30 protein-coding genes, 1 pseudogene and 1 riboswitch are annotated in these 24,229 nt (G+C 72.1%); of the genes and pseudogenes, 21 read left to right on the top strand and 10 right to left on the bottom strand.

Features of this window, described 5'->3' with window-relative positions; translation table 11 throughout:
- Window positions 1-2: 2 nt before the first annotated feature.
- Complete coding sequence (locus ACQP2Y_RS08365) at window positions 3-1,223, bottom strand: deoxyguanosinetriphosphate triphosphohydrolase (protein ID WP_433726075.1); 1,221 nt, start codon at window positions 1,221-1,223, stop codon at window positions 3-5.
- A gap of 44 nt (window positions 1,224-1,267) precedes the next feature.
- On the opposite strand from ACQP2Y_RS08365, the gene ACQP2Y_RS08360 reads away from it, so the two are divergent.
- Window positions 1,268-2,857 (top strand): methyl-accepting chemotaxis protein, encoded by a 1,590-nt coding sequence (locus ACQP2Y_RS08360; protein ID WP_433726073.1) that lies wholly within the window; start codon window positions 1,268-1,270, stop codon window positions 2,855-2,857.
- Here ACQP2Y_RS08360 and ACQP2Y_RS08355 read toward each other — a convergent pair.
- Window positions 2,847-3,209: a VOC family protein gene (locus tag ACQP2Y_RS08355; RefSeq protein ID WP_360833312.1), complete on the bottom strand. Its 363-nt coding sequence runs from the start codon at window positions 3,207-3,209 to the stop codon at window positions 2,847-2,849. The two genes, ACQP2Y_RS08360 and ACQP2Y_RS08355, sit on opposite strands and share 11 nt — an antisense overlap.
- A gap of 163 nt (window positions 3,210-3,372) precedes the next feature.
- Between ACQP2Y_RS08355 and ACQP2Y_RS08350 the strand changes: the two genes are divergently transcribed.
- The 5 genes from ACQP2Y_RS08350 to ACQP2Y_RS08330 all read left to right on the top strand — a co-directional run bounded on the left by ACQP2Y_RS08350 (window position 3,373) and on the right by ACQP2Y_RS08330 (window position 6,446).
- Window positions 3,373-3,876, top strand: a complete 504-nt coding sequence (locus ACQP2Y_RS08350; protein ID WP_433726071.1) for a DUF4388 domain-containing protein — start codon at window positions 3,373-3,375, stop codon at window positions 3,874-3,876.
- 202 nt (window positions 3,877-4,078) lie between these two features.
- Window positions 4,079-4,459, top strand: a complete 381-nt coding sequence (locus tag ACQP2Y_RS08345) for a hypothetical protein (RefSeq protein ID WP_360833309.1) — start codon at window positions 4,079-4,081, stop codon at window positions 4,457-4,459.
- A 33-nt stretch (window positions 4,460-4,492) separates the two neighbouring features.
- Complete coding sequence (locus ACQP2Y_RS08340; RefSeq protein WP_433726068.1) at window positions 4,493-5,512, top strand: MarR family transcriptional regulator; 1,020 nt, start codon at window positions 4,493-4,495, stop codon at window positions 5,510-5,512.
- Window positions 5,513-5,563: 51 nt separating this feature from the next.
- Window positions 5,564-6,049, top strand: a complete 486-nt coding sequence (locus tag ACQP2Y_RS08335) for a roadblock/LC7 domain-containing protein (protein WP_433726066.1) — start codon at window positions 5,564-5,566, stop codon at window positions 6,047-6,049.
- Window positions 6,050-6,074: 25 nt separating this feature from the next.
- A complete protein-coding gene (locus tag ACQP2Y_RS08330; RefSeq protein WP_360548746.1) occupies window positions 6,075-6,446 on the top strand; it encodes a hypothetical protein in 372 nt (123 codons plus the stop codon).
- 67 nt (window positions 6,447-6,513) lie between these two features.
- Here the strand turns inward: ACQP2Y_RS08330 and ACQP2Y_RS08325 are convergent, their stop codons facing one another.
- On the bottom strand, window positions 6,514-6,993 hold the full coding sequence (locus tag ACQP2Y_RS08325) for a G5 domain-containing protein (RefSeq protein WP_433726064.1): 480 nt from the start codon (window positions 6,991-6,993) through the stop codon (window positions 6,514-6,516).
- Between the two features lie 68 nt (window positions 6,994-7,061).
- Window positions 7,062-7,810, bottom strand: a pseudogene (locus ACQP2Y_RS08320) (helix-turn-helix transcriptional regulator).
- A 61-nt stretch (window positions 7,811-7,871) separates the two neighbouring features.
- Between ACQP2Y_RS08320 and ACQP2Y_RS08315 the strand changes: the two are divergent.
- Window positions 7,872-8,282, top strand: coding sequence for a VOC family protein (locus tag ACQP2Y_RS08315; protein WP_433726062.1), 411 nt, complete (start codon window positions 7,872-7,874; stop codon window positions 8,280-8,282).
- Window positions 8,283-8,285: 3 nt separating this feature from the next.
- On the opposite strand, the gene dusB is transcribed toward ACQP2Y_RS08315, so the two are convergent.
- Window positions 8,286-9,440, bottom strand: a complete 1,155-nt coding sequence (gene dusB, locus ACQP2Y_RS08310) for a tRNA dihydrouridine synthase DusB (protein ID WP_433726060.1) — start codon at window positions 9,438-9,440, stop codon at window positions 8,286-8,288.
- 29 nt (window positions 9,441-9,469) lie between these two features.
- Between dusB and ACQP2Y_RS08305 the strand changes: the two genes are divergently transcribed.
- Window positions 9,470-9,952, top strand: a complete 483-nt coding sequence (locus ACQP2Y_RS08305; protein ID WP_433726058.1) for an XdhC family protein — start codon at window positions 9,470-9,472, stop codon at window positions 9,950-9,952.
- Window positions 9,953-10,095: 143 nt separating this feature from the next.
- Here ACQP2Y_RS08305 and ACQP2Y_RS08300 read toward each other — a convergent pair whose 3' ends face one another.
- The 3 genes from ACQP2Y_RS08300 to ACQP2Y_RS08290 are packed head-to-tail and all read right to left on the bottom strand — an operon-like array spanning window position 10,096 to window position 12,391.
- Complete coding sequence (locus tag ACQP2Y_RS08300) at window positions 10,096-11,475, bottom strand: glycine--tRNA ligase (protein WP_360548761.1); 1,380 nt, start codon at window positions 11,473-11,475, stop codon at window positions 10,096-10,098.
- A 59-nt stretch (window positions 11,476-11,534) separates the two neighbouring features.
- Window positions 11,535-12,032 (bottom strand): hypothetical protein, encoded by a 498-nt coding sequence (locus ACQP2Y_RS08295; protein WP_433726055.1) that lies wholly within the window; start codon window positions 12,030-12,032, stop codon window positions 11,535-11,537.
- A 17-nt stretch (window positions 12,033-12,049) separates the two neighbouring features.
- Entirely contained in the window at window positions 12,050-12,391 is a 342-nt protein-coding gene (locus ACQP2Y_RS08290) for an antibiotic biosynthesis monooxygenase family protein (RefSeq protein ID WP_212989870.1), read from the bottom strand.
- 35 nt (window positions 12,392-12,426) lie between these two features.
- Between ACQP2Y_RS08290 and ACQP2Y_RS08285 the strand changes: the two genes are divergently transcribed.
- The 7 genes from ACQP2Y_RS08285 to ACQP2Y_RS08255 are packed head-to-tail and all read left to right on the top strand — an operon-like array spanning window position 12,427 to window position 16,688.
- Window positions 12,427-12,687 (top strand): DUF6703 family protein, encoded by a 261-nt coding sequence (locus tag ACQP2Y_RS08285; RefSeq protein ID WP_433726053.1) that lies wholly within the window; start codon window positions 12,427-12,429, stop codon window positions 12,685-12,687.
- A gap of 51 nt (window positions 12,688-12,738) precedes the next feature.
- Window positions 12,739-13,665 (top strand): metal ABC transporter substrate-binding protein, encoded by a 927-nt coding sequence (locus tag ACQP2Y_RS08280; protein ID WP_433731832.1) that lies wholly within the window; start codon window positions 12,739-12,741, stop codon window positions 13,663-13,665.
- A complete protein-coding gene (locus tag ACQP2Y_RS08275; protein ID WP_433726051.1) occupies window positions 13,662-14,441 on the top strand; it encodes a metal ABC transporter ATP-binding protein in 780 nt (259 codons plus the stop codon). Before ACQP2Y_RS08280 ends, ACQP2Y_RS08275 begins: the two co-directional genes overlap by 4 nt.
- A gap of 2 nt (window positions 14,442-14,443) precedes the next feature.
- Window positions 14,444-15,334 (top strand): metal ABC transporter permease, encoded by an 891-nt coding sequence (locus ACQP2Y_RS08270; protein WP_433726049.1) that lies wholly within the window; start codon window positions 14,444-14,446, stop codon window positions 15,332-15,334.
- Window positions 15,331-15,648, top strand: a complete 318-nt coding sequence (locus ACQP2Y_RS08265; RefSeq protein ID WP_433726047.1) for an ArsR/SmtB family transcription factor — start codon at window positions 15,331-15,333, stop codon at window positions 15,646-15,648. The genes ACQP2Y_RS08270 and ACQP2Y_RS08265 overlap by 4 nt, the downstream gene beginning before the upstream one ends.
- Window positions 15,645-16,052 (top strand): Fur family transcriptional regulator, encoded by a 408-nt coding sequence (locus tag ACQP2Y_RS08260; protein ID WP_433726045.1) that lies wholly within the window; start codon window positions 15,645-15,647, stop codon window positions 16,050-16,052. The genes ACQP2Y_RS08265 and ACQP2Y_RS08260 overlap by 4 nt, the downstream gene beginning before the upstream one ends.
- Window positions 16,053-16,082: 30 nt before the next feature.
- Entirely contained in the window at window positions 16,083-16,688 is a 606-nt protein-coding gene (locus tag ACQP2Y_RS08255) for a hypothetical protein (protein ID WP_433731830.1), read from the top strand.
- On the opposite strand, the gene ACQP2Y_RS08250 is transcribed toward ACQP2Y_RS08255, so the two are convergent.
- Both ACQP2Y_RS08250 and ACQP2Y_RS08245 read right to left on the bottom strand, forming a co-directional pair.
- Window positions 16,666-17,211 (bottom strand): DUF6328 family protein, encoded by a 546-nt coding sequence (locus ACQP2Y_RS08250; RefSeq protein WP_433726043.1) that lies wholly within the window; start codon window positions 17,209-17,211, stop codon window positions 16,666-16,668. The genes ACQP2Y_RS08255 and ACQP2Y_RS08250 overlap by 23 nt on opposite strands.
- A gap of 47 nt (window positions 17,212-17,258) precedes the next feature.
- Window positions 17,259-18,074 carry an alpha/beta fold hydrolase gene (locus ACQP2Y_RS08245; RefSeq protein WP_433726041.1) on the bottom strand — a complete coding sequence of 272 codons (816 nt, stop codon included), beginning with the start codon at window positions 18,072-18,074 and terminating at the stop codon, window positions 17,259-17,261.
- Window positions 18,075-18,228: 154 nt separating this feature from the next.
- A riboswitch (TPP riboswitch) is annotated at window positions 18,229-18,333 on the top strand.
- Window positions 18,334-18,406: 73 nt separating this feature from the next.
- Between ACQP2Y_RS08245 and ACQP2Y_RS08240 the strand changes: the two genes are divergently transcribed.
- The 6 genes from ACQP2Y_RS08240 (at window position 18,407) to ACQP2Y_RS08215 (ending at window position 24,229) form a co-directional block, all read left to right on the top strand.
- Window positions 18,407-18,979, top strand: coding sequence for an ECF transporter S component (locus ACQP2Y_RS08240; RefSeq protein WP_360548779.1), 573 nt, complete (start codon window positions 18,407-18,409; stop codon window positions 18,977-18,979).
- A 2-nt stretch (window positions 18,980-18,981) separates the two neighbouring features.
- The gene (locus ACQP2Y_RS08235) at window positions 18,982-20,379 is read left to right on the top strand and encodes an ABC transporter ATP-binding protein (protein WP_433726039.1); all 1,398 of its coding nucleotides are present in this window, start codon (window positions 18,982-18,984) and stop codon (window positions 20,377-20,379) included.
- Window positions 20,376-21,179: an energy-coupling factor transporter transmembrane component T family protein gene (locus ACQP2Y_RS08230; protein WP_433726037.1), complete on the top strand. Its 804-nt coding sequence runs from the start codon at window positions 20,376-20,378 to the stop codon at window positions 21,177-21,179. Before ACQP2Y_RS08235 ends, ACQP2Y_RS08230 begins: the two co-directional genes overlap by 4 nt.
- Before the next feature lie 146 nt (window positions 21,180-21,325).
- Complete coding sequence (locus tag ACQP2Y_RS08225; protein WP_433726035.1) at window positions 21,326-21,826, top strand: RDD family protein; 501 nt, start codon at window positions 21,326-21,328, stop codon at window positions 21,824-21,826.
- A gap of 145 nt (window positions 21,827-21,971) precedes the next feature.
- Window positions 21,972-23,690 (top strand): histidinol-phosphatase, encoded by a 1,719-nt coding sequence (locus ACQP2Y_RS08220; protein WP_433726033.1) that lies wholly within the window; start codon window positions 21,972-21,974, stop codon window positions 23,688-23,690.
- Window positions 23,690-24,229 (top strand): hypothetical protein, encoded by a 540-nt coding sequence (locus tag ACQP2Y_RS08215; protein ID WP_433726031.1) that lies wholly within the window; start codon window positions 23,690-23,692, stop codon window positions 24,227-24,229. Before ACQP2Y_RS08220 ends, ACQP2Y_RS08215 begins: the two co-directional genes overlap by 1 nt.

The raw sequence follows: 24,229 nt of genomic DNA, 5'->3' as shown, positions 1-24,229 counted from the left end.
CGTCACCGGCCCGCTGCCATCAGGGTCCGATGCCAGGCGACGGCCGCCGGGTCGGTCAGCGACGCGACCTGGTCGACGACCACGCGCAGCCGGGCCGCATCCGTCTCCGCGGCCTTCCACAGCTCGGCGAACATCGGGTCGAGATGGTCCGGCGCCCGCTCGCCCAGCACGGTGACCAGCTCGACGAGGATCTCGCGCTGGCGTTCGTACCAGTCCTCGGCCGCGCGGGCGCGCATCACGTAGCGCAACGCCATGCCCTTCAGCAGGGCGCACTGGTTACGGACCGTACGCGGCACGATGAGGTCGACGTCGTAGCGGCGGACCGGGCGGGAGCCGTGCCGGCTGTTCGTCGCGCCGACCGCCGAGGAGACGAAGCGGCCGGTCAGCACGCTGGTCATCCGTTTGAGGGCGACCTGGGAGCGGTAGCCGCCGTCGTAGCCGGCGACGGCGGTCACCACCTCGTCGGCGAGCAGCAGCCGCAGGGCCTCACCCAGAGCTTCGGGGGTCTCGTCCGAATAGGTGGCGGCCACGTCGGCGCACAGCTCGGCGCGTTCGTCGGCGTCGTGCAGCAGCGGGGCCAGCGACAGGTAGCGGCCGTGCACGCCGTCCTCGACGTCGTGCACGGAGTAGGCGACGTCGTCCGCCCAGTCCATGACCTGGGCCTCCAGGCACTGCCGTTCGCCGTCCGGGGCGGAGCTGCGGATCCAGTCGAAGACCGGGCGGTCGTCGTCGTACACCCCGAACTTGCGCCGGCCGGGCCCGCGCGGCCAGGGGTACTTGCAGCTGGCGTCGAGGGAGGCGCGGGTCAGGTTGAGGCCGGCGCCGTCGACTTTGGCCTCCAGCCGGGTGAGCACGCGCAGGGTCTGCGCGTTGCCCTCGAAGCCGCCGCAGGCCTCGGCGGCCTGGTTGAGCGCGGCCTCGCCGTTGTGCCCGAAGGGCGGGTGGCCGATGTCGTGGGCCAGCCCGGCCACGTCCACCACGTCCGGGTCGCAGCCCAGCCGGGCGCCCATCTCGCGGGAGATCTGGGCGACCTCCAGCGAGTGGGTGAGCCGGGTACGCAGGAAGTCGTCGGAGCCGGCGGTGTGCACCTGGGTCTTGGCGGCGAGCCGGCGGAATCCGGCCGAGTGCAGGACACGGGCCCGGTCGCGTTCGTACTGGGTGCGCCCGTAGCCGCTGTCCTTGGCGGGCTCGCGCACCCAGCGGTGGGCATCGCCGTCCGTCATGTCCCCACCCTAAGGCGTCCGTCGCGTCGGCCGATGCGATTGGTGTGGAGTCCGATTCGCACACCCAGTCCCGGTTCACCATCGTCGCCCGGCTGGTCCTGATGGCGGGCATAGGCGTCGCCTCGGTGGCCCTGGTCGGCATCACCGCGGAGTGGGGATCGGCGAACCAGGCCGACGCCACCGACGAGATCGCGGCGATCAGTGACGGCATGAGCAGCCAGTGGAACGCGGACATGATGCACGACGGCCTGCGCGCCGACGTGATGTCGGCGCTCTACGCGACCACGCCGGCCCAGCGTGAGGCCTATGCCGTGGCGGAGGTGAGCGAGCACGCGACGACGCTGGTGACCAAGTACGACGCCGCCTCGAAGCTGGCGCCCGACCGGCTGACCGCCGAGTACGCGCAGGTCCGCCCGGCCGTGGTGGCGTACGGGGAGTCGGCCAAGAGCCTGGTCGCGCTGGCCGAGCGGGACCATGCCGCGGCCGTCGCCCAGCTGCCGGAGTTCTTGGACAGTTTCGGGCAGCTGGAGGAGGGGCTGGGCACCATCGACGACGACATGCTGCTCGCGGTGCAGGATGCAGCGAAGGCCGGGGTCGACTCCAGCCGTACCAGTGGCTGGCTCATCCTGGCCGCCGGCCTGGCCGGCGCGCTGCTCACCGCCGCGGCCGCGATGTTCACCGTGCGGGCCGTGCGCCGTCCGCTGCGGCAGATGGTCACCGCGCTGCGGGCGGCTGCCGGGCGCGACCTGACCGTCGAGGTGGAGGTCGTGCGCCGGGACGAGCTGGGCGAGATGGCCGAGGCGCTGAACCGGGCGCTGCGCGCGATCCGGTCCACCGTGGCCGCCACCGCGACCAGCGCCGGCGCGCTCACCTCGGCCAGCGGAGACCTGCGCGACCTGGCCGGCCAGCTCGACGCTTCGGCCGAGCAGACCTCCGGGCAGGCCCGCAACGCGGACAGCGCCGCCCAACAGGTGTCACACTCCGTCACCGACATGATGGCCGCGACCGAGGAGCTGTCCGCCTCCATACGCGAGATCGCCCGGCAGACCAGCGACGCCGCCACCACCACGGCCGCCGCCAGCGAGAACGCCGCCACCACCACCGCACTGGTGGCCACGCTCAGTGAGGCCAGCCGGGAGATCGGTGACATCGTCCGGCTGATCACCGCCATCGCCGAGCAGACCAACCTGCTCGCGCTGAACGCCACGATCGAGGCCGCCCGGGCCGGCGACGCCGGCAAGGGCTTCGCCGTGGTCGCCTCGGAGGTCAAGGACCTGGCCCAGGAGACCGCGCGGGCGACCAGCGACATCACCGCCAAGATCGGTGCGATCCAGGACATGACCACGCGTACGGCCGGAGCCATCGACACCATCGCCGGGGTCATCACCCGGATCGACGACGGCCAGCGGACCATCGCCGCGGCCGTCGAGGAGCAGTCCACGACCACCGAGCTGATGGCCCGCAACGTCAGCGAGGTCTCCACCGCGGCCACCGAGATCAGTGGCACGGTCACGAACATCACCGCGTCCACCGGGGCGACCGCCGACGGGGCCAACACCACCCGGCGCTCGGCCGAGCGGGTCAGCGCCGCCGCCGGTGAGATCCAGGGGCTGATCGGTCAGTTCACGTACTAGCGGGCTTGCGGGAGGAGAGCACGCAGAACTCGTTGCCCTCCGGGTCGGCGAGCACCACCCAGCTCACCTCGTGCTGGCCGATGTCGACCGGCCGGGCGCCCATGTCGACCAGGCGCTCGACCTCGGCCTCCTGGTCGTCCGGCCGCAGGTCCAGGTGCAGGCGGTTCTTGCCCTTCTTGGCCTCCGGCACGGGCGTGAACAGCAGGCCGGGCATGGTGTCCGGGGTGCGCCGGATCTCCACCTCGCCGGGCTCCTCGTGCACGATCTGGTAGCCGAGAGCTTCCGCCCACCAGCGGGCCAGCCGGGCGGGATCCTCCGCGTCGACAACGACCTGCTCCCACTGAGCGGGCATCGGCACTCCTTCACGTGACGCCATCGAAAGTGGCGATGATGTTACGCGCACGCGGCTGCGCGGCCACGATCGGAACAACGCACCGCCCGTGCGACCTCCTGCCGAACGGCGGCCGAGACTCCACTGAAAGGTCGATGCCTGGTCGGCCGGAGGAGAGCCCACCGTGAACGCACTGCGCCGCCTGCTCACCAACCTGGCCGAGTCCGGGCGTACCGGGGCCCTGCACGTCGGCGGTGCCCCCGCCGGGGTGATCTACCTGGTCGCCGGCCGGATCACCCATGCCGAGTCGGCGGCCTGCCCGGGCATCGGGGAGCGGCTGGTCACCTCCGGGCGGCTGGCCGCGGCGGCGTGGCAGTCCGCGTACGCGGCGGGCCGCGGCACCGGGACCGTCGGCCGGGCGCTCGTGCGCGACGGTCACCTCGGCCATCACGAGCTGGCCTGCCGGGTCGTCGCCGCGATCACCGCGGCCACCCACGCCTTGTTGCAGGGCAGTGACGAGGCGCCGATGCGGTTCGTGCCGGGCGAGCGGCACTGGTTCGGCGCGGTGGCCCCGATCGAGCTCGGCTCGCTCGGTACGCAGGCCGCCAAGCGGCTCTACACCCGGCCCGCACCGCACCGGCTGCGGGCCGCCCGGCGGCCTCGCCGCCGCGTGACAACAACGAGATGAACGCCGATGGCGATGACGCACACCGGGTGCGACCGCCCCGATCGGGGTGGCCGCAGGATGGCCCATTGTGACGGCGCGGACGACAAGATCCGGGCCGGCCACACCCAGCACCACCCCGGCCGGCCGCGGCAAAGAAGCCCGGCAGTCCCGCCAGCGGCCGGGCACGGCGAACGGCGGGAACATCACTCGGCTGAGGAGAGATGTGCCCGGGGTTGAGAACTGCCTGCAGGAGGCCATGGCGATACCGGGCGCGATCGGCGCCAGCATCGTCGACTACACCACCGGCTTCCCGGTCGCGACGACCGGAGCCGCACCCAACGAGGACCACGACGCAGCGGCGGCGGGCACGGCGGACGTCGTGCAGGCCGCCCAGAGCAGGTCGCTGTTCGTCTCGGCGGTACCGCACGACCTGCTCGAGGACCTGATCATCACGACCGCGGGGGGCTACCACCTGCTGCGGCTCGTCCAGACCGATTTCGACAGCCGGCTGGTGCTCTACGTGTGGCTGGACCGGATCCGCGGCAACCTCGCCGTGGCCCGGCGGCGCATGCAGACCCTCGCCGACGAGCTCGTGGCGACCTGATGTCGCGTACCGATCCGGTGAGAAGGAGTGACGGTGAAGCCCTCGAAGACCGCTGCGCCCGGGCGTCTGCTCACGCAGGCAGCGGGCGAGCGGCAGACCGGCGCACTGGTCGTCGGCGGCCACCCCGGCGGCACGGTCTACCTCATCGAGGGTCAGGTGAGCTACGCCGAGTCGGCGGCCGCGCCGGGCGTCGGCGAGCTGCTGACCGCCTCCGGCCGGCTGGCCGCGCGTACCTGGCAGGCCGCGCTGGACGCCGGCACCTCCCGCGCGCAGGTCGGGCGGCTGCTGCTCGACCAGGGCCACCTGACGCAGGGCGAGCTGGAGCTGTGCGTGCTGGGCGCGACCTACGACGCGGCCTACTTCGCGCTGTCCCCCGCCTCGGCGCCGGTCGACTTCCTGGACGGGGCCACGCACTGGCTGGGCCAGATCGTGCGGGTCGATCCGGCGGCGGTCACCCGCGAGGCCCGCCGGCGGGCGCGGCTGCTGGACGAGATCTACCCGCATCCGCAGCTCGACACGGCGCCGGTCATCCCGGTGCCGCGCCCGCCGGTCGAACGGGTCACGCTCACCGCGGCGCAGTGGGAGCTGCTGGTGCACGCCGACGGCCAGCGCACCCCGGCGGATTTGGCCCAGCTGCTCGGCCGGGCCGGCTACGCGACGATCCAGGAGCTGCGCCGGCTGGCGGCACTCGGCCTGATCGAGCGGCCCGAGGTCCGCGAGCGGGAGACACCCCAACCCGATTTCGTACGGCTACCGCGCGCCCGGGGCACCGCTGTGGACGTACGCCGGCCGGCTCTGTCGCCCGCGGACAGTCCGACCGTACCCATCATCGCCGGGCCGCGACCGGCTCCGGCCTCGGGCGATCCGCCCGGCCCGGCCCTGGAGTCCGGCCCGGCCACGACGCCCGGAGCGGACCGGCCACCGCGGCTGGCCCGCCGCAAGCCCGGGGCGAAGCTGCCCAAAGACGTCGCCGCGGACACCGGCCAGCTGCACACCGGCACCGACGAGGTGCTGCTGAAACGGATCCGCACCGCGCTGCGAGCCCTGCGATGACCCGGGCCCCTCCCCCACCGGTGCGGCCCGACCAGGAAGGAGAGACCCAGGATGACGGTGGATCCGGCGGTACTGACGGAACTCGGCAATCTGCGCTCCCGGGTGCCTGAGCTCTCCGGCAGTGTCCTCGCCACCGCCGACGGGATGGTGGTCGCGCACGACGCGCACGGCATCGAACCGGACAGCCTCGCCGCCCTGGCCGCCGCCCACCTGGCCCTCGCCCGGCGCTTCGCGCACGCCGTCAACCACGGCGAGCTGCGCGAGTCGGTGGTGGAGTGCGACGGCGGCTACATCACCTCGTACACCGCGGGCCCGAACGCCCTGCTGACCCTCGTCACGACCGGGAACGCCAACCTGGCCATGGTGCACCTCGAGGCCCGCCGGGCCGTACGGCGGCTGGTGAACATCCTCGTCCTGGAGGCGCCGGCGCCGCACCGCCCCGAGATCCCGACGCAGATGGGGCCGTCCACACCGCTGGCCCGGCGTACGCCGATGGCCACCCTGCAGAGCACCTTCCGCAGCCGGCAAGCCGGCTGACCCACACGAAAGAGGAACCACACTCATGGCTGACATGGAAACCGCACTGAAAGAGATCATGGACATCGACGGTGCTGTCGGTGTCGCGCTGGTCGACCACACCAGCGGCATGGCCCTGGGCACTGTCGGCGGCGGCAAGGAGCTCGACCTGACGGTCGCGGCGGCCGGCAACACCGACGTGGTCCGGGCCAAGCTGCGGGCGATGGAGATGCTCAACATCACCGAGAAGATCGAGGACATCCTCATCACGCTGGACAGCCAGTACCACCTGATCCGGCCGCTGACCAGCCGCTCGGGCAAGGGCCTGTTCCTGTACGTGGCGCTGCGCCGGGACCGCTCCAACTTGGCGATGGCCCGCCATCAGCTCAAGCGCATCGAGAACGACCTCGACGTCTGAGCCGGTCACAGCCACGGTCTCGGGGAGGGCGCTGAGCGTCCTCCCCGTCCGCCGTGCCGGGCGGCTGTCAGCCGTTGGCGTTGTCGTCCGGGCCGGTGTTGGTGCCGACCGCGACCACCTCGAGCACCGGCTCGCGGGTCACCTCGGACTTGAGCAGCTTGCGCTTGGTCTCGCGGCCGTCGACCAGGGTCACCTCGTACGTCTTGGTCCGTACCCCGTCGATGCCGGCGGTGCGCGGCTCGCGGGTGCCCTTGGGCAGCCAGTTGTCCTTGACCGTGCGCGACTTGAAGGCGATCGGCTCGGTCTCGGTGATCGTGCGCTTGCGGACCCCGGGCGACTTCCCGGCCACCGGGGCCGGGGCCGACGCCGACGCGACCGCCGTGGCGGAGGCGGCCGGCTGACGCTCCGGGTTGGCCGTGGGCGCGGAGGAGTCGCCGCCGACGGCACCGATCACCGCCAGTACGCCGGCCACGGGCACCACCACGGCCGCGACGATGACGCCGGCCTTCTGCGCGGTGCTGAGCCGGGTCCAGGTCTGATTTTTCACTCGCACAGTGTGGGCGTCCGGTTCCGGCCCGGAATCAGCCATTCGGGCGTTCCGGGCGGCCCAGGGGGCTACTGCCCGGCCTTGCGGTACCGGTCGGCGATGGTCCGGCAGGCGGCCTTGAGTTCGTCCGGCTCGACGACGATCAGGTCGGCGTCGAAGGTGGCGAGCAGGCCGGCGATCCCGGCCCAGGACCAGGCGCCGAGCGTGAGACGCGTACGGGCCGGCGCGACGTACTCGATGACCGACCCGCCGGGCGCCCAGCGGGCCACGACCTCAGCGGGCAGCTCGATGAGCACGACGCCGAGGCACTGCCAGCGGGCCGGGGTGTCACCGCGGTCGTAGCTGCGCATGACGTAGCGGGCCACACTGCGCTCGGGCAGCTCGCGGCGCTGGAACGGGATACCGGTAGCGGCCTGCGGGTGGATCCGGTCGACGCGCAGGACTGTCCACCGTTCGTCAGCCGGCTCGTAGGCGACGAGATACCAGCGGCCGGCCCAGGTGACCAGGTGGTGCGGCTCGACCCGCCGGGCCGGCGCGAAGCCCGGTTCGCCCGGGTGCAGGCGGTGGCCGTGACGGCGATGGCCTGCTCGTCGTCGAGCAGCAGCGGTGGCAGCTTGCTACCCGCGCCGAGCCGGTAGCCACCCTCGGGGCCCTTGACCGCGGGCACGGGATAGCCCAGGTCGCGCAGGCTCTCCACATCCCGGCGCAGGGTCCGGGTGCTGACCCCGAGGCGGCCGGCCAACTCGGGCCCGGACCAGCTCGCCCGCGCGCCGAGCAGGGACAGCAGAGTGAGCAGACGCGCTGACGTGGTGGCCACGGACCGATCCTGCCGCGAGTAGCGGTCATTCCGTGTCCGCTACCGCTGCCACGATGCGGTCATGAACCGATCCGGATCCCGCATCGACCACCTCAACCTCGCCGTGCCCGACCTCGCCGCGGCCGTGGCTTTCTACGAGCCTGTGCTGGCCAGCATCGGCATCACCAAGATGCTGCAGATCCCGCCGAACGCCACCCCGAACCAGCCGACCGCCATGACGGGCTTCGGGCTGGCCGACGTCAAGCCGTACTTCTGGCTCATCGACGGCGGCACGGTCGGGACGAACATGCACCTGGCCTTCACCGTCGACACCCGCGAGGACGTGGCCACGTTCTACCGGGCGGCGCTAGCCGCCGGCGCGACGTCGCTGCTGGAGCCCGGGGTACGGCCCGAATACCACGCCGACTACTACGGCGGTTTTGTGCTCGATCCGCACGGCATCAACCTCGAGGCCGTCTGCCACCACGGGTGAGTGTCAGCCGCCGCTGTTCTCCATCTCGGCGCCTTCCGGGACGGTGTCGTCGTCGCGGCTGTCCAGCCAGCCGTACGGCAGCGAGACCTTGCCCGGGGCGTTGATGCGGCCGCGGGGCTGGCCCAGCGACTCCCGGGGGAACGGCTCCTCGTGGTCGAGCTTGGCCAGCAGGTCGTCGAGTTCCGCCAGCGACTTGACCATCGCCAGGGAGCGGCGCAGGTCCCCGCCGACCGGGAAGCCCTTGAGATACCAGGCCACGTGCTTGCGGAAGTCCGCGCAGCCGTGCCGCTCGTCCTCCAGGGCCTCGACGAGCAGGTGCGCGTGCCGGGACATGATCGCTGCTACCTCGCCCAGCTTGGGCAGCTCCTGCGACACCTCGCCGTTGAACGCCGCCTGGAGGTCCTTGAACAGCCACGGCCGGCCCAGGCAGCCGCGGCCCACGACCACGCCGTCGACGCCGGTCTGCTCGACCATCCGGATCGCGTCCGAGGCCTCCCAGATGTCGCCGTTGCCCAGCACCGGCACGTCCAGGGCCTGCTTGAGGGTGGCGATCGCTTCCCAGTCGGCGGTGCCCGAGTAGCGCTGCTCCGCCGTACGGGCGTGCAGCGCGACCGCCGCCACGCCGGCCTCCTGCGCGATCAGCCCGGCCTCGACGTAGGTCAGGTGGTCCTCGTCGATGCCCTTGCGCATCTTGATCGTCAGCGGGACGCCCGCCGGCGCCGCCGCGTCGACCGCCTGCTTGACCAGGCGGCCGAAAAGCTTGCGTCGCCAGGGCAGGGCGCTGCCGCCGCCGCGGCGGGTGACCTTGGGCACCGGGCAGCCGAAGTTGAGGTCGATGTGGTCGGCCAGGCCTTCTTCGGCGACCATCCGCACGGCCGCGGCGGTCACGTCCGGGTCCACGCCGTACAGCTGCAGGCTGCGGAAGTCCTCGTCCGGGCCGAAGGCGATCATCTTGAGCGTCTTGGGGATCCGCTCGACCAGGGCCCGGGTGGTGATCATCTCGCAGACGTAGACGCCGCCGCCCTGCTCGCGGCAGAGCTTGCGGAACGCGACATTGGTGATGCCGGCCATCGGCGCGAGCACGACGGGCGGCCACACCTGGTGCTTGCCCAGGGTCAGCGGGGCGTTGGAAAGAGCGAGAGTCACGTCATCGAGCATGGCATACGACCATCTGGCAGAGTCAAAACGTGGATGCGGAACAGAGTCCCCGGCGGCTGGTCGCCGTCTTCTCCTCGCCGGTCGCCGAGGTGCTGCTGCGGTTCGGCACCGAGCTGGGCTTCCAGTCGATCCTGGTCGAGCCGGACCCGACCCGGCTGCTCGGCCCGCCGCGGCCGCACGGCGACACGTACGTGGCCGAGCTGGCCGGGGCCGGCATCGACGAGCACACCGACGTGGTGCTGACCGACCACCACCGGCCGGAGATCGGCGCCGTGCTCAAGGAGGTGCTGGCCGGTGAGCCGCGCTGGGTCGGCATCATGGGCAACCCCAAGCACGAGGGCCCGCACATCGCCGCGCTCAAGGAGCTGGGGGTCGGCGACGACGACATCGCCCGGGTGCACCGCCCGATCGGGTTGAACATCGGCAGCCGTACGCCGGCCGAGATCGCCGTGGCGACCCTGGCCGGCCTGATCGCCGACCGCAACGACCGACCGGGCGGTTTTGAGTTTTAAGTTTTGAGCGCAACCCGGTCGGATTGCGCCCGTCGGTGTCTAGGGTGCCAAAAATGACTAGGCGCTCTTTGCCGTGGTCATTTTTGGTGCCCTCGACACCGACCTCGTGGGGCGCAATCCCGCCGAGCCGGAGGCGAGGCCATTTAACAGCCTGGCAGGCGCTCGATCAGGTAGCGCTCGATCTGGTCCAGTGCGACCCGTTCCTGCTTCATGGTGTCGCGGTCGCGGACCGTCACCGCGTCGTCGGTGAGGGTGTCGAAGTCGACCGTGACGCAGAACGGCGTACCGATCTCGTCCTGGCGCCGGTAGCGGCGGCCGATCGCCTGCGAGTCGTCGAACTCGACCATCCAGCGCTTGCGCAGCAGGTCGGCCAGGCCGCGGGCCTTGGGCGAGAGCTCCGGGTTGCGCGACAGCGGCAGCACCGCGACCTTGATCGGTGCGAGCCGCGGGTCGAAACGCATGACCGTGCGCTTGTCGACGCCGCCCTTGGTGTTCGGGGCCTCGTCCTCGTCGTACGCCTCGAGCAGGAAGGCCAGCACCGCTCGGGTCAGGCCGGCCGCGGGCTCGATCACGTACGGCACCCAGCGCTCCTGCTTCTCCTGGTCGAAGAAGCTCAGGTCCACCCCGGAGTGCTTGGAGTGGGTGGTCAGGTCGAAGTCCGTACGGTTGGCGATGCCCTCGAGCTCGGCGAAGTCGGTGCCGCCGAACTGGAAGCGGTACTCGATGTCGACCGTGCGCTTGGAGTAGTGCGAGAGCTTCTCCTTCGGGTGCTCGAAGAAGCGCAGGTTGCTCTCGGACAGGCCGAGATCGCGGTACCAGTTCCAGCGCTGCTGGAGCCAGTACTCGTGCCATTCCTCGTCCGAGCCCGGCGGGACGAAGAACTCCATCTCCATCTGCTCGAACTCGCGGGTCCGGAAGATGAAGTTGCCCGGGGTGATCTCGTTGCGGAACGACTTGCCGACCTGCGCGATGCCGAACGGCGGCTTCTTGCGGGCGGCGGTGGCCACGTTGTTGTAGTTGACGAAGATGCCCTGGGCGGTCTCCGGGCGCAGGTAGTGCAGGCCCTCGGCGCTCTCGGTCGGGCCCAGGTACGTCTTCATCAGGCCGTTGAACATCTTCGGCTCGGTGAAGGTGCCCTTGTTGCCGCAGTTGGGGCAGTTGAGCTCCTGCAGCGAGGAGGGCGGCGTGCCGTGCTTGTGCTCGTACGCCTCCTCGAGGTGGTCGGCGCGGAACCGCTTGTGGCACGACTGGCACTCGGTCAGCGGGTCGACGAACGCTTCCAGGTGGCCGGAGGCGGCCCACACGTCGCGGGCCAGGATGACGGCGGAGTCGAGGCCGACGATGTCGTCGCGCTGCTGGACCATCGTCTTCCACCACTGCTGGCGGACGTTTTCCTTCAGCGCGACACCGAGCGGACCGTAGTCCCACGCCGAGCGGGTGCCTCCGTAGATCTCGCTGGAGGGGAAGACGAATCCCCGGCGCTTGGCCAGGCTGACGACGGCGTCGATACGATCGGCGGGCATGTTCCTCCTACGCCGGCTGGTTGTCGGCGGGGACGTCGGGATCGGACAAAATGAGGAGATTACTCCTCGACGCGGCACACCTCGAAGCCGCCCGTCTGGCGGTTCTGCCCGAGGTAGGCGCGCAGGTCGGCGCGGTCGCCGTCGGCGTAGGTGACCGTGACCGGCGCGGAGAGCTGGACCAGCTCGACGTTGCCGACGTCCCAGGCGGTGATCGGCTCCCCGGCGGAGACCCGGCTGGTGAACTGGGCCACGTTCTCCTGCTCCTTGGCCTGCGGGCAGAGCTGGTCGTAGGCCTGCGACCATTCGCGGTCGCGCAGCGCCTCGAGGTAGTCGCCCACGACCACCTCGGCCTGCTCGTTGAGCGCGCTGCTCATCACCCGGGTCAGGCCGACGGCGGCGGCCGCGCCGGCGCCGCAGACGAGCACGAGCACGCCCGCGCCCAGGCCGAGCGCCACGCCGACGCGCCGGCCCCGGCCCTCGACGGGCGGGGCGGGGAAGGGCGGGAACACACCCGGGCCCTGCGGCGGCGGTGGCGGCTGCTGCCCGAGAAGGGTCATGGGATCCAGCGTACGACTCAGCGCCAGGGCTCGGTGGCCCGGTCGCTGGCCACGACCACGACCGCGGCCCCGGGCTCGGCCGCGGCGAGGGTCTCGAAGGCCGACGGCTCGTCCAGCGACTCGGACAGCAGCGGGGTGGCGTGCACCTTCACGTCGAAGCCGCCGAGGGCGCGCCGGTAGGCTCCCACGGACTCCCATTCGGTGACCAGGGTCCAGTAGGCGGGGTCGTCCAGTGCGCGGGTGAGCCGGCCGGAGAGATAACCGGGCCGTTCCGCGAGGGCGGCGAGGGCGGCGTGCGCCCGTTCGGTGAACGAGTCCTGCGTGTCGCCCGGGACGATGAAGCGGTTGAGCACCAGCATGGGCTGAGCCTACGCACCGAAGGAGTACGGCCGACGTGACACCACCTCCGTCCGACAACCTGCTGCGCCGGCTGGCCCGGGTCAGCCCGACGACGGCCTTCCTGGCGGCCCTGGCCGTGCTGCTGGCCGGCCTGTTCCTCCCGGGGATCATCGGCGCCGCGCTGCTCTTCCTGCTGGGCGCGGCCCTGGTGGCGCTGACCTTCACGACCTGGCCGGTGCAGTCCGGGCCGGTGCGCGCCGTGCGGGTGACGATGCTGGTGCTGCTGTTCGCCGCCGTCGTCGCCAAGGTCATCTGACACATGCGCTTTTGACAATCATTACCAATACGGCGCACAGTAGGTGGCATGATGCGCCGCCGCCTGCTCGCCGCCGCCGCCGCTCTGCTGGTGGCTGCCGGCGCGGGCTGCGCCGAGAAGGCGAGCGGCTTCGGCACCGACGGGCGTCTGGACGTGGTGACCGCCTTCTACCCGTTGCAGTTCCTCAGTGAGCGGATCGGCGCGGACTCGGTCGCGGTCAGCCAGCTGACCAAGCCGGGCGCCGAGCCGCACGACGTCGAGCTCAACACCCGCCAGGTCGCCGCGATCAGCGACGCCGGACTCGTCGTCTACCTCAAGGGCTTCCAGCCGGCCGTCGACGAGGCCGTCAAGCAGGAGGCCGCGGACAAGGCCCTCGACGTGGGCACCGCGGTGCAGCTGCTGCCCGCCGCCGAGCACGAGGAAGAGCACGTCCCGGGTGAGCCCGAGCACGCCGAGGGCTCGACGGACCCGCACGTCTGGCTGGATCCGGTGCGCTTCGCCGCGATCGCCGACAAGCTCGCGCAGCGCCTGGGCCAGGTCGACCCGGCCCGGGCGGCGGGCTACACCGAGCGGGCCGCCACGCTGCACCGCGAGCTGACCGCGCTGGACACGGAATACGCGACCGCACTGAAGAGCTGTGCCCGCCGTGAGGTCGTCACCAGCCACACCGCGTTCCACTACCTCGCCGACCGCTACGGGCTCACCGAGATCGGCATCACCGGCATCTCGCCGGAGTCCGAGCCGTCGCCGCAGCGCCTCGCCGAGGTGGCCGAGCAGGCCAGGGCCACCGGCACCACCACGATCTTCTTCGAGACCCTGGTGAGCCCGAAGGTCGCCGAGACCATCGCCCGGGAGGTCGGCGCGCGGACCGCCGTCCTCGATCCCCTCGAAGGGCTCACCGAGCCGGATACGGACTACTTCTCCGTCATGCGCAGCAACCTGACCGCCCTGACCACCGCCCTGGGATGCCCGTCATGAGCGTCGTCACCGTCTCGCACGCCGCCGTCTCCTACGGCGGCCGGGCCGTGCTGCAGGACATCGACCTGGACGTGCAACCCGGCCAGGTCGTCGCGATCCTGGGCGCCAACGGCTCCGGCAAGTCCACCCTGATCCGTACCATCCTCGGCCTGGTGCCGCTGGAGGCCGGGACGGTCACGCTGTTCGGCATCCCGCAGCGCCGGTTCCGGCAGTGGGAGCGGATCGGCTACGTCCCGCAGCGGATGGGCGCCGGCAGCGGCGTGCCCGCGACCGTCGGCGAGGTCGTGGCGTCGGGACGGCTGGCCCGCCGGGGCATCTTCCGGCCGTCCGGGGCCGCCGACCGTGAGGCCGTCCGGGCCGCGCTGACCGACGTCGGCCTGCTGGACCGGATCGCCGACCCGGTCAGCACCCTCTCCGGCGGCCAGCAGCAGCGCACCCTGATCGCCCGCGCCCTGGCCGGACGGCCGGACCTGCTGATCCTCGACGAGCCCACGGCCGGCGTCGACGCGGCCAGCCAGGACGCCTTCGCCGCGGCGCTGCGCCGCTTCGCCGAGGCCGGCGGGACCATCCTGCTGGTCGCGCACGAGCTCGGGCCGATCGAGCCGCTCATCGACAAGGCCGTCGTGGTGCACCACGGGCGGATCGCGTACGAGGGTGCGGTGCCCGAGCCGGCCGGCCACCACGCCGAGCCCGGCCACGACCACGTCCACCCGCACGCCGAGGCCGAACGGGCCCGGATCTGCGTGGCCCCCACCGACCGGATGCCGGCGAGCTGACGATGGATCTCTTTGCCTACGACTTCATGGTGCGCGCCCTGCTCGGCGCGCTGATCATCGGCCTGATCGCCCCCGCGCTCGGCATCTACCTGGTGCAGCGGCGGCTGTCGCTGATCGGTGACGGCATCGGGCACGTCGCGCTCACCGGCGTCGGCGTCGGCCTGCTGCTGAACCAGTCGCCCGTGCTCACCGCGGTGGTCGTGTCGGTCATCGGGGCGATCGGGGTGGAGCTGGTCCGCGAGCGGGGCCGTACCTCCGGTGACCTGGCCCTGGCCCTGCTCTTCTACGGCGGCATCGCGGGCGGGGTGGTGCTGGTCGGGCTCTCCGAGGACAGCAGCAACGCCAACCTGATGCAGTTCCTCTTCGGCTCGCTGACCACCACGTCGCGGCAGGACCTGATCGTCATCGCCGTTCTCGGCATCGCTGTGCTGGTCGCGATGCTGGGGCTGCGGCAGGCGCTGTTCGCGGTCTGCAACGACGAGGAGTACGCCCGGGTGTCCGGGCTGCCCGTGCGTACGCTCAATCTGCTGATGGCCGTGACCACCGCGGTGACCGTCACGATCGCCATGCGCACCGTCGGCCTGTTGCTGGTCAGCGCGCTGATGGTGGTGCCGGTCGCGGCGGCCCAGCAGGTCACCCGCGGGTTCCGCAGCACGATGGCCGCGGCCATGGTGATCGGGGTGGGCTCGGCCGCCGCCGGGGTCTGGCTGGCCGGCGAGGTGGACACCGCGCCGGGCGCCACGATCGTCATCCTGGCCATCGCCGCTTTCGTCGCCGTGACCGTCGGCGCCGGGACCTGGCGGGTGCTGCGCCGGCGTTCGGCTCCGGGCCGGCAGCACGCCGCGGCCCAGCTCGAACCACCCGAGGTCGTGCTGCAGGCGGAGGCCCGATGAGCAGTAACGTGGCACCTGTGCCGACGAGCGGCTACGAGGCGTACGAGGCGGCCGGCGAGCTGCTGCGCGCGCTGTCCGCGCCGATCCGGGTGGCGATCGTCGCGGAGCTCGGGGCCGGCGAACGGTGCGTGCACGAGCTGGTGGAGAAGCTGGGCGCGCCGCAGCCGCTGGTCTCGCAGCACCTGCGGGTGTTGCGCGGCGCCGGCGTGGTGCGGGGTGCACGGCGGGGCCGCGAGATCGCATACTCACTCGTGGACGAACACGTCGCCCACATCGTCGCCGATGCCGTCAGCCACGCGAGGGAGGTCTCATGACTGAGGACAGCGTTGTTGTCCGGAACACCAAGCAGCGCAGTGCGGTCAGCGCCGTTCTCGCCGATGCCGAGGGCTTCAACAGCGCCCAGGAGCTGCACGCCATCCTGCGTGAGCGGGGTGAACGGGTCGGCCTGACCACGGTCTACCGCACGTTGCAGGGTCTCGCCGACGCCGGCGAGATCGACGTGATGCGCCCGCCCGGCGGCGAGCACCTCTACCGCCGGTGCAGCCAGGGCCACCACCACCATCTGGTCTGCCGGTCCTGCGGGCGGGCCGTCGAGGTGGAGGGCCCGGCGGTGGAGACCTGGGCGGACAAGGTCGCCGGCCGGCACGGCTTCGTCGACGTCTCGCACACCATGGAGATCTTCGGTACCTGCCCGGAGTGCGCGGCGAAGCGTTCCTAGCCCGCGCGTGGGACGCTGTCGCGCGTGAAGATGTACGCCGACCGGCTGCCCACCGCCGTCCGCCAGCTGCTGACCGATCTCCTGGTCGTGTTCTGGGTCTACGCCTGGATCCGGGCTGGTCTCTGGATCAACGACATGGTCGAGAAACTCGGTGTGCCGGGGCAGAAACTGCAGGAGGCGGGCACCGGGATCGCCGGCAACCTCGGCGACATCGGCGGCAAGGTGGGTCGGGTGCCGCTGGTCGGCGACGACCTCACCGCGCCGTTCAACAGTGCCGCCGACGCCGCGAAGTCGATCGCCGAGGCCGGCCGTCAGCAGCAGGAGGTCGTCGACAATCTGGCGCTGACCATGGCGTTGCTGATCGTCGCGGTCCCGCTGGCGCTGGTGCTCTTCCTGTGGCTGCCGAAGCGGCTGCGCTGGATGCGCCGGGCCGCGGTGGCCGCCCAGGTGCGCACCGAGCCGGCCGGTCAGGACCTGCTGGCGTTGCGGGCCCTGGCCAGCCGGCCGCTGAACGAGCTGGCCAAGCTGGGCCCGGACATCGCCCAGTCCTGGCGCAACGGCGACGCCGCCGCGGTGCAGGCGCTGGCCGCGCTCGAGCTCGAGGACCTCGGGCTCAAGCCCGCGAAGCCTCGTTAGGCTCGGCGGCGTCCTCGGCGAACTCCTCGTCCTCCTCCTCGTCGTCATCGTCGACCCAGTTGCGGCGGGCCCACGGGACGGCGGCCCAGAAGGTCAGGAAGAAGAGCGCGGCGATGCCGGTCAGGATCAACGCGACCCAGATGTTGGTCAGGTAGTCGGTGATCAGCAGCACGCTGCTGACCATCGAGATCAGCATGAACGCCAGGCCACCGGTGGCCATCTTGTGCGCGTAGCGGACCAGCTCGGGCTTGCGGCCCTGGCGGAACAGCGCCCGGTGAAACGCCACCGGCGAGATGATCATCGCGGTGGCGGCCGCGGCGGCCAGCAGCGCGACGATGTAGGTGTCCTTCTGGAAGGCCGTCGTCTTCGGGAAGCCGTTGCTGAAGGGCAGAGTCAGCAGGAACGCGAAGAGGATTTGCACGCCCGTCTGGGCCACGCGCAGCTCCTGCAGCAGGTCGGCGAAGTTACGGTCCCACCGCTGCTTCTCGGTCTCGTGCTTGCTCCGTCGCTTCTCGGCGGCCATCGAACCTCCTTCTCGGTGGACGGATGGTTGCCCGGACGTGAACGGCGTCAAACGCCGATGCGGGCCAGCGCCACGTCCGCCAGCGCGCGCGGCGCCTCCTCCGGGATCCAGTGGCCGATCCCCCGCAACGTCACCATCCGGTAGTCGGCCTCCACCCAGGTCGCGGTGGCCAGCGCGGCCGGCTTGCCGACGACCGGATCGCCGTCGCTCCACACGTACGTGGTCGGCACGGTGACCTTGCCGACCTTGGCGAGCTGCCCACTGGACAGGGCGCGGTACCAGTTCAGCGCGCCGGTGAGCCGGCCCGGCTCGCGCATGGCCGTGGCATAGAGGCCGGCCCGGGCTCCGATCGGGCGCATCATCTGACGCAGCGCCGTACCGCCGGCCCCGAGCAGCAGCCGCTCCGCGACCCGCGACCGGAACACCCCCATGTAGGCGAAACGCAGCTTCTGCGACGGCTGGTTGTGCAGGGCGACGCCGAGCCCGCGCGGGTGCGGCACCGACACTGCGGTCAGGGTGCTGACCCGGTCGGGGTGCTGGGCGGCGAGCAGCCAGCCCACCTGCGCACCCCAGTCGTGGCCGATGACGTGTGCCTTACCGACACCGAGCTCGTCCAGCACCGCGACCGCGTCGGCGGTCGGCTCGTCGAGGCGGTAGTCGGCGACCGCGGGAGGGCGCGCGCCGGGTGAGTAGCCGCGCTGGTCGAGGGCGTACGTGCGCAGCCCGGCCGCGTGCAGCCGGGGCAGGATCAGGTCGAACTCGCGATGGTCCTGGGGGAATCCGTGCAGGAGGAGCACCGGTGCACCGCCGGCCGGGCCGCCCTCGTACACGTCGAAGGTGAGACCTCTGGCCTTGATCTGCATGTGACGCCTCCTACGCTGTCCCGTACAGCCGTACGGTGTTAGCGTTCATCGAAACACAAGTAGTTCGACGAACATGCAATGAAGTTTGTTAGCGACGGCCCAGACGCGGTGCATCGCCTACGCGATGCGCGGGTCGAGGTAGGTCGCTAACAAACTTCACCGACAGGGGAGCGCACAGCGCTGAGAGTGCGGGTGACACCGCAGACCCTCGAACCTGATCTGGGTAATGCCAGCGCAGGGAGCTCGGTCTTTCTCCAGCCGCGCCGTGTCCGGGAGACGTCCCCGGCCACGGCGTCGCGTCTCCTCCCGGTACGAGCTGGGAGGCACATCACATGCAGCACCGTTGGCGCACCATCGACATCGTCATCGCCTCGATCATCGCGGTCGCGTTCGGGGTCATCTTCTGGGCCTGGGGCCTGCTCTGGAACGGCCCGGCGGACGCCATCCCGCTGCCCGGCCGGGCCATCCTGTACGGCGTCTGGCTGGTGCCGGCCGTCCTGGGCGCCCTGGTCATCCGTAAGCCGGGCGCCGCCTTCTACACGCTGACCCTGGCCGCCCTGGTGTCCGTCGCGCTCGGCACGAGCTGGGGCTGGACGCTGGTGCTGCAGGGACCGATCGAGGCGGCCGCGGCCGAGCTGGTCTTCGCCGCGTTCGCGTACCGGGTGTGGAACCTGCCGGTGGCGGCGCTGGCGGCGGCCGCGGCCGGGATCGCCGCGTCCGTCTACGACGCTTTCGTCTGGTACGGCGGGACGTCGTGGGCGACGTTGCGGCTGCCGTACATCGCGATCACCGCGGTCAGCGCCGTACTGGTGGCCGGTCTGGGCAGCATCCTGCTGGTCCGGGCGCTGGCCCAGACGGGCGTGCTGGACCGCTTCGCTTCCGGCCGCGAACGCGCCGCCGTTTAACCATGGGCGAGCTGGTCCTGCGGGGGTTCGGGTGGCGGCACGCCGGTCGTAAGGCGTGGGCGGTGCGCGGGGTCGATCTGCGTGTCGCGCACGGCGAGCGGGTGCTGCTGCTCGGGCCGTCCGGGGCCGGCAAGTCCACGCTGCTGGCCGCGCTGGCCGGGCTGCTGCCCGAGGACTCCGGCGAGTCCGAGGGCACGGTCGAGATCGACGGGCTCGACCCGCGCAAGGCCCGCGAGCGGGTCGGCATCGTCTTCCAGGACCCGCAGACCCAGCTGGTCATGTCGCGCAGCGGTGACGACGTGGCGTTCGGGCTGGAGAACCGCGGCGTACCGGCCGGCGAGATCTGGCCGCGCGTCGACGAGGCGCTGGACCGGGTCGGCTTCGGCTACGGCCGGGACCGGCCGACCGCGGCGTTGTCCGGCGGCGAGCAGCAACGGCTGGCGCTGGCCGGCACCCTCGCGCTGCGCCCGGGCCTGCTGCTGCTCGACGAGCCGACCGCCAACCTCGACCCGGCCGGGGCGGCGCTGATCCGGGCCGCGGTCGCCCGCGCGCTGGGCGACGACACCACGCTGATCATCGTCGAGCACCGGGTCGCGGAGGCGCTCACGCTCGTCGACCGGGTGGTCGTGCTCGAGCCGGGCGGCGGGGTCCGGGCCGACGGCCCGCCGGGCGCGGTCTTCGCCGCGCACGGCGACCGGCTGGCGGACGAAGGGGTCTGGGTGCCGGGTCACCCGATCGCCCCCCGCCAGGCCGTCACCGGTCCGGGTGCCCCTCTGGTACGCGCCAAAGCCGTCACCCTGCGCAACCGCCTCGCGCCCACCACGCTGACCGCCCGCGAGGGCGAGGTGCTGGCGGTGACCGGCCCCAACGGCGCGGGCAAGTCCACGTTGGCGTTGCTGCTCGGCGGGCTGCTGAAGCCGTCCTCGGGCACGATCGACGCCGTCCCGGGCGGGGCACCGCACCGGTGGCGGGCCGCCGACCTGACCACCCGGATCGGCTCGGTCTTCCAGGACCCGGAGCACCAGTTCGTCACCCACCGGGTCGCCGACGAGCTGGCGCTGGGCCCGCGCCGGATCGGGCGCCCGGAGGCCGAGGTCCGCCGGGTCGTCGACGACCTGCTGCAGCGGCTGCGGTTGGAGAAGCTGGCGGGCGCGAACCCGTACACGCTCTCCGGTGGGGAGGCCCGGCGGCTGAGCGTCGCGACGGCCCTGGCCACCGCGCCCCGGCTGCTGGTGCTGGACGAGCCGACGTTCGGCCAGGACCGGCGCACCTGGATCGAGCTGGTCGACCTGCTGGCCCGGCTGCGCGACGACGGCCACGGCATCGTCGCGGTCACCCACGACGACGACTTCGTGGCGGCTCTCGCCGGTTCCGTCCACCGCCTGGAACGGGCCGCATGACGCTCACCCTGCCGACGTTCGAGGCCGGCACCGCACCGCTCGCGCGGCGCAACCCGGTCGCCAAGCTCGCCGCCGCCCTGCTGTTCAGCGCCCCGCTGATCGCCACCCTGGACCCGCTGACCCCGACCATCGCCCTGGCCGTGGAGCTGGCGGTGCTGCCGCTGTTCGGGATGCGCTACGGCACCCTGTTCCGGCGGGCCTGGCCGCTGGTGCTCGCCGCCGGCGGCATCGTGATCACGTTGGTGCTGTTCGCGGCCGAGCGCACCGGGGCGACGGTGGCGACGCTCGGGCCGTTCGAGGTGACCACCGGGGTGCTGGTCACCGCGCTGGGCATGGTGTTGCGGGTCTTCGCGATCGCGCTGCCGGGCATCATCGTGTTCGCCACCACCGACCCCACCGACCTCGCCGACGCCCTGGTGCAGAACGTGCGGGCGCCGGCCCGGTTTGCGATCGGCGCGCTGGCCGCGTTCCGGCTGGTGCCGTTGCTCGGCGAGGAGTGGCAGATGCTCAGCCTGGCCCGCCGCGCCCGTGGCATCGACGCCGGGCGTAACCCGGTGGCCAAGCTGCGGCTGTTCGTGTCGACGGCGTTCGCGCTGCTGGTGGGGGCGCTGCGGCGGGGTGGGCGGCTGGCGGTGGCGATGGACGCGCGGGGCTTCGACGCGGGCACGCCCAGGACGTACGCCCGCCGGCAGACCTTCGGCCGCGCCGACGCCGCTTTGATGGCCGGCGCGACGCTGGTGTCCGCCGCCGCCCTGACCACCAGCGTCCTGTTCGGACTGTTCCGGCCGATCATCGGCTGAACGTCGGGACGCGCCGCCCCGGGGACCGCCGAGTCCGCCCGGGTGACCTACCGCAGCCGGGTGACCACGCGCTGTCCACCGGCGATGATGCCGCGTAGCGTCACGGGCGCCACGCTGTGTAGTCGATGAAGGGCACTGTGGACCCCATGACCGATCCCCATTTCCGGGCCCCGCACGCGCCGGCCGCGGCCCACTACCCGCCGCCCGGCCGGGCCGTGCAGCCCTACGCTCCCCCGGTCCAGCACGCTCCGGCCGTCTACGCGCCCGGCCCGGCCGTGGCCTGGACCCGGCCCGCGTCCGCGACGGTCAGCGCCGGCGGCCGGCTCGGGGCGGCGGTCCTGGACGTCCTGCTGATGGTGGTGACCTTCGGGATCGGCTGGCTGATCTGGTCGATGATCACCTGGAGCGACGGGCAGACCCCCGGCAAACAGCTGCTGGGTCACGTGGTCGCCGACGCCACCACGGGCGAGGCGTTCGGCTGGGGCCGGATGTTCCTGCGTGAGTTCCTCATCGAGGGGCTCCTGTTCTGGATCCCCAACATGCTCACGCTCGGCCTCTTCGGCGTCGCGGACGCCCTCATGGTCTTCCGGGCGGACGCGCGCACCCTGCACGACATGATGGCCGGCTCCATCGTCCGGCACCGGTAGTTCGCCCCACCCGCGCCTTTTGATGCGCGGCTGTGCATGAAACCCTCCCGTGTTCGCGCACCGGTCACCCCGGCGCCATCCGGCGTTGCGGTGCGGCCGCGAGATTGGCCAGGTCATCCTTGTCGATCTTCGGGAGCCATGGGACATGGGTCACGGCCATCACCACCACGATCACGACCACTCACACGACGCCGGCGGTGCTGCCGACGTACCCCCGGCCCTTGATCTGAGCGTCCCGGACAGCGAGCTGTCGCCCTCGGACGTCTCCCGCCGCGGTTTTCTGCGCAGCGCGGGCCTGCTCGGTGCCGGCGCGGCCGCGTCGGTGCTCGCCACGCCGTCGGCGGCCGCGGCCGCCGGGCTGCCGCACTCGCACGGCCCGGCCGGCGGCGGCACCGCCACGGGCGGGTTCCGCTGGCTCGCGGGTGACCACCACATCCACACCCAGCACAGCTCCGACGGCCAGTACCGGGTCATCGACCAGGCCGGGCACGGCCGCGCGTTCGGCCTCGACTGGGTGGTCATCACCGACCACGGCAGCAACGCGCACGCCAAGATCGGCGTGGAGAAGGTCAACCCGGACATCCGCAGGACCCGCGAGGAACTGCCGGACCTGCTGACCTTCCAGGGTCTGGAGTGGAACATCCCGGCCGCCGAGCACGCCACGGTCTTCGTGCACCCGGGCCGCAACGAGGTCGGCGTGCTCAAACAGTTCGAGCAGACCTTCGACGGCTCGCAGCTGCCGGCCACCAACACCACCGAGCAGAACGAGGCCGCCGCGATCGCCGGCATCAAGTTCCTCGGCGAGCAGGTCCGCGCCCGCAAGGTCGAGGGCGCGCTGTTCCTGGCCAACCACCCGTCGCGGCGCGGCATCGACTCGCCGCACGAGATCCGCAACTGGCGCGACGCCGACCCGACCATCGCCATCGGCATGGAGGGCGCCCCCGGCCACCAGGCCGCCGGCATCCCCGCCCCGAACGGCCGCGGCGGCGCGCGCGGCCTCTACGACAACAACCCGTCGGCCGCGTCGTACCAGGGCTACCCGCCGGAGACCTACCGCACCTGGGGCGGCTTCGACTGGATGACCGCCACGGTCGGCGGCCTCTGGGACAGCCTGCTGGCCGAGGGCCGGGCCTGGTGGGTGACGGTCAACTCGGACAGCCACGTCAACTACCTGGACCAGTCCGACCGCGGCCCGGGCAGCGACTTCGAGGCCAACGGCCGCTACCACGACCCGGTCTACACCGGCAAGGTGAACACCACCGCCGGCGACTTCTGGCCCGGCTTCTACGGCCGCACCAACGTCGGTTCGACGTCGTTCTCCTACCAGGCCGTCATGGACGGCCTGCGGGCCGGGCGGGTGTGGGTCGACCACGGCCGCCTGATCAAGAGCCTGGACGCGCGGGTCCGGGTGGCGGGCGACCGCCGGACCGCCACGGGTACGCCGCTGGGCGGTGTCCTGCACGTCAAGCGGGGCACAGCCACCGAGCTGACCCTGGAGATCGATCTCCAGGATGTGCCGAACTGGGCGCAGTTCGTCCCGGTGCTGTCCCGGGTGGACGTGATCGTCGGCTCGGTGACCGGCCCGGTCGCCGCCCGCGACACCTTCACCGCGCCGGACACCAGGGTCGTGAAGTCGTACGAGGTGACGCCGGGGGCCCGCAAGCTGTCGGTGACGTACCGGCTGGGCCGCCTGGACAAGCCGTTCTACCTGCGCCTGCGCGGCACGGACGGCAAGCGCACCCAGCCGGGCCTGATGGGCGCGGCGGTGGACCCGGCGGGCCCGAAGCTCGACGTGCTCGGCGATGCCGACCCGTGGGGCGACCTGTGGTTCTACACCAACCCGATCTGGGTCCTGCCCCGGTGATGCCCGACCGGACCGCGGCCGCCGCCACCACCCCGGCGGCGGCCGCCCTGGCCTTGGACGACTTGCCGGTGCTCGGGGTCAGCCTGGAGCATCCCGACACGGTCGCGGCGGAGCACTGGCTGGCGTCGCTCTCCCCGGCGCCGGTGCTGGCTTTCACGCACCTCGTGCGCTCACCGCGGCCACACGTGGCACTGACCCTCGTCTTCGCCGACGCCTCGCCCACTGGCCTTGGTGCCGCGTGTCCGGAGGCTGTTGCTGAGCATGTGGCGCGCAGTTCGGGTCGTGCGGTGCTCTATCCGGGCGTGGAGCGGCTGGTCGGCACGCTGAGCGTCGCCGAGGTGCTGGAGCTGAGCGCGATCGAGAAGGTCGAGGTCCTCGGCGGTGGCGCGGCCGACCCGGCCACCCTGATCGACACGGGCGACTTCGTCCGTCCACAGTGGCGGGCTGGACAGCTGACCTTGCTCGCCGGCCCGGCGGCGGGCGGGCGGCTGGTGCCGTTCGAGACCCGGTATCCGACCCCCTGCTGCGCGGCCCACTGA

This window comes from Actinoplanes sp. CA-051413, assembly GCF_050955795.1.
Lineage (GTDB): Bacteria > Actinomycetota > Actinomycetes > Mycobacteriales > Micromonosporaceae > Actinoplanes.
This window is presented reverse-complemented; position numbering and strand designations above follow the sequence as displayed.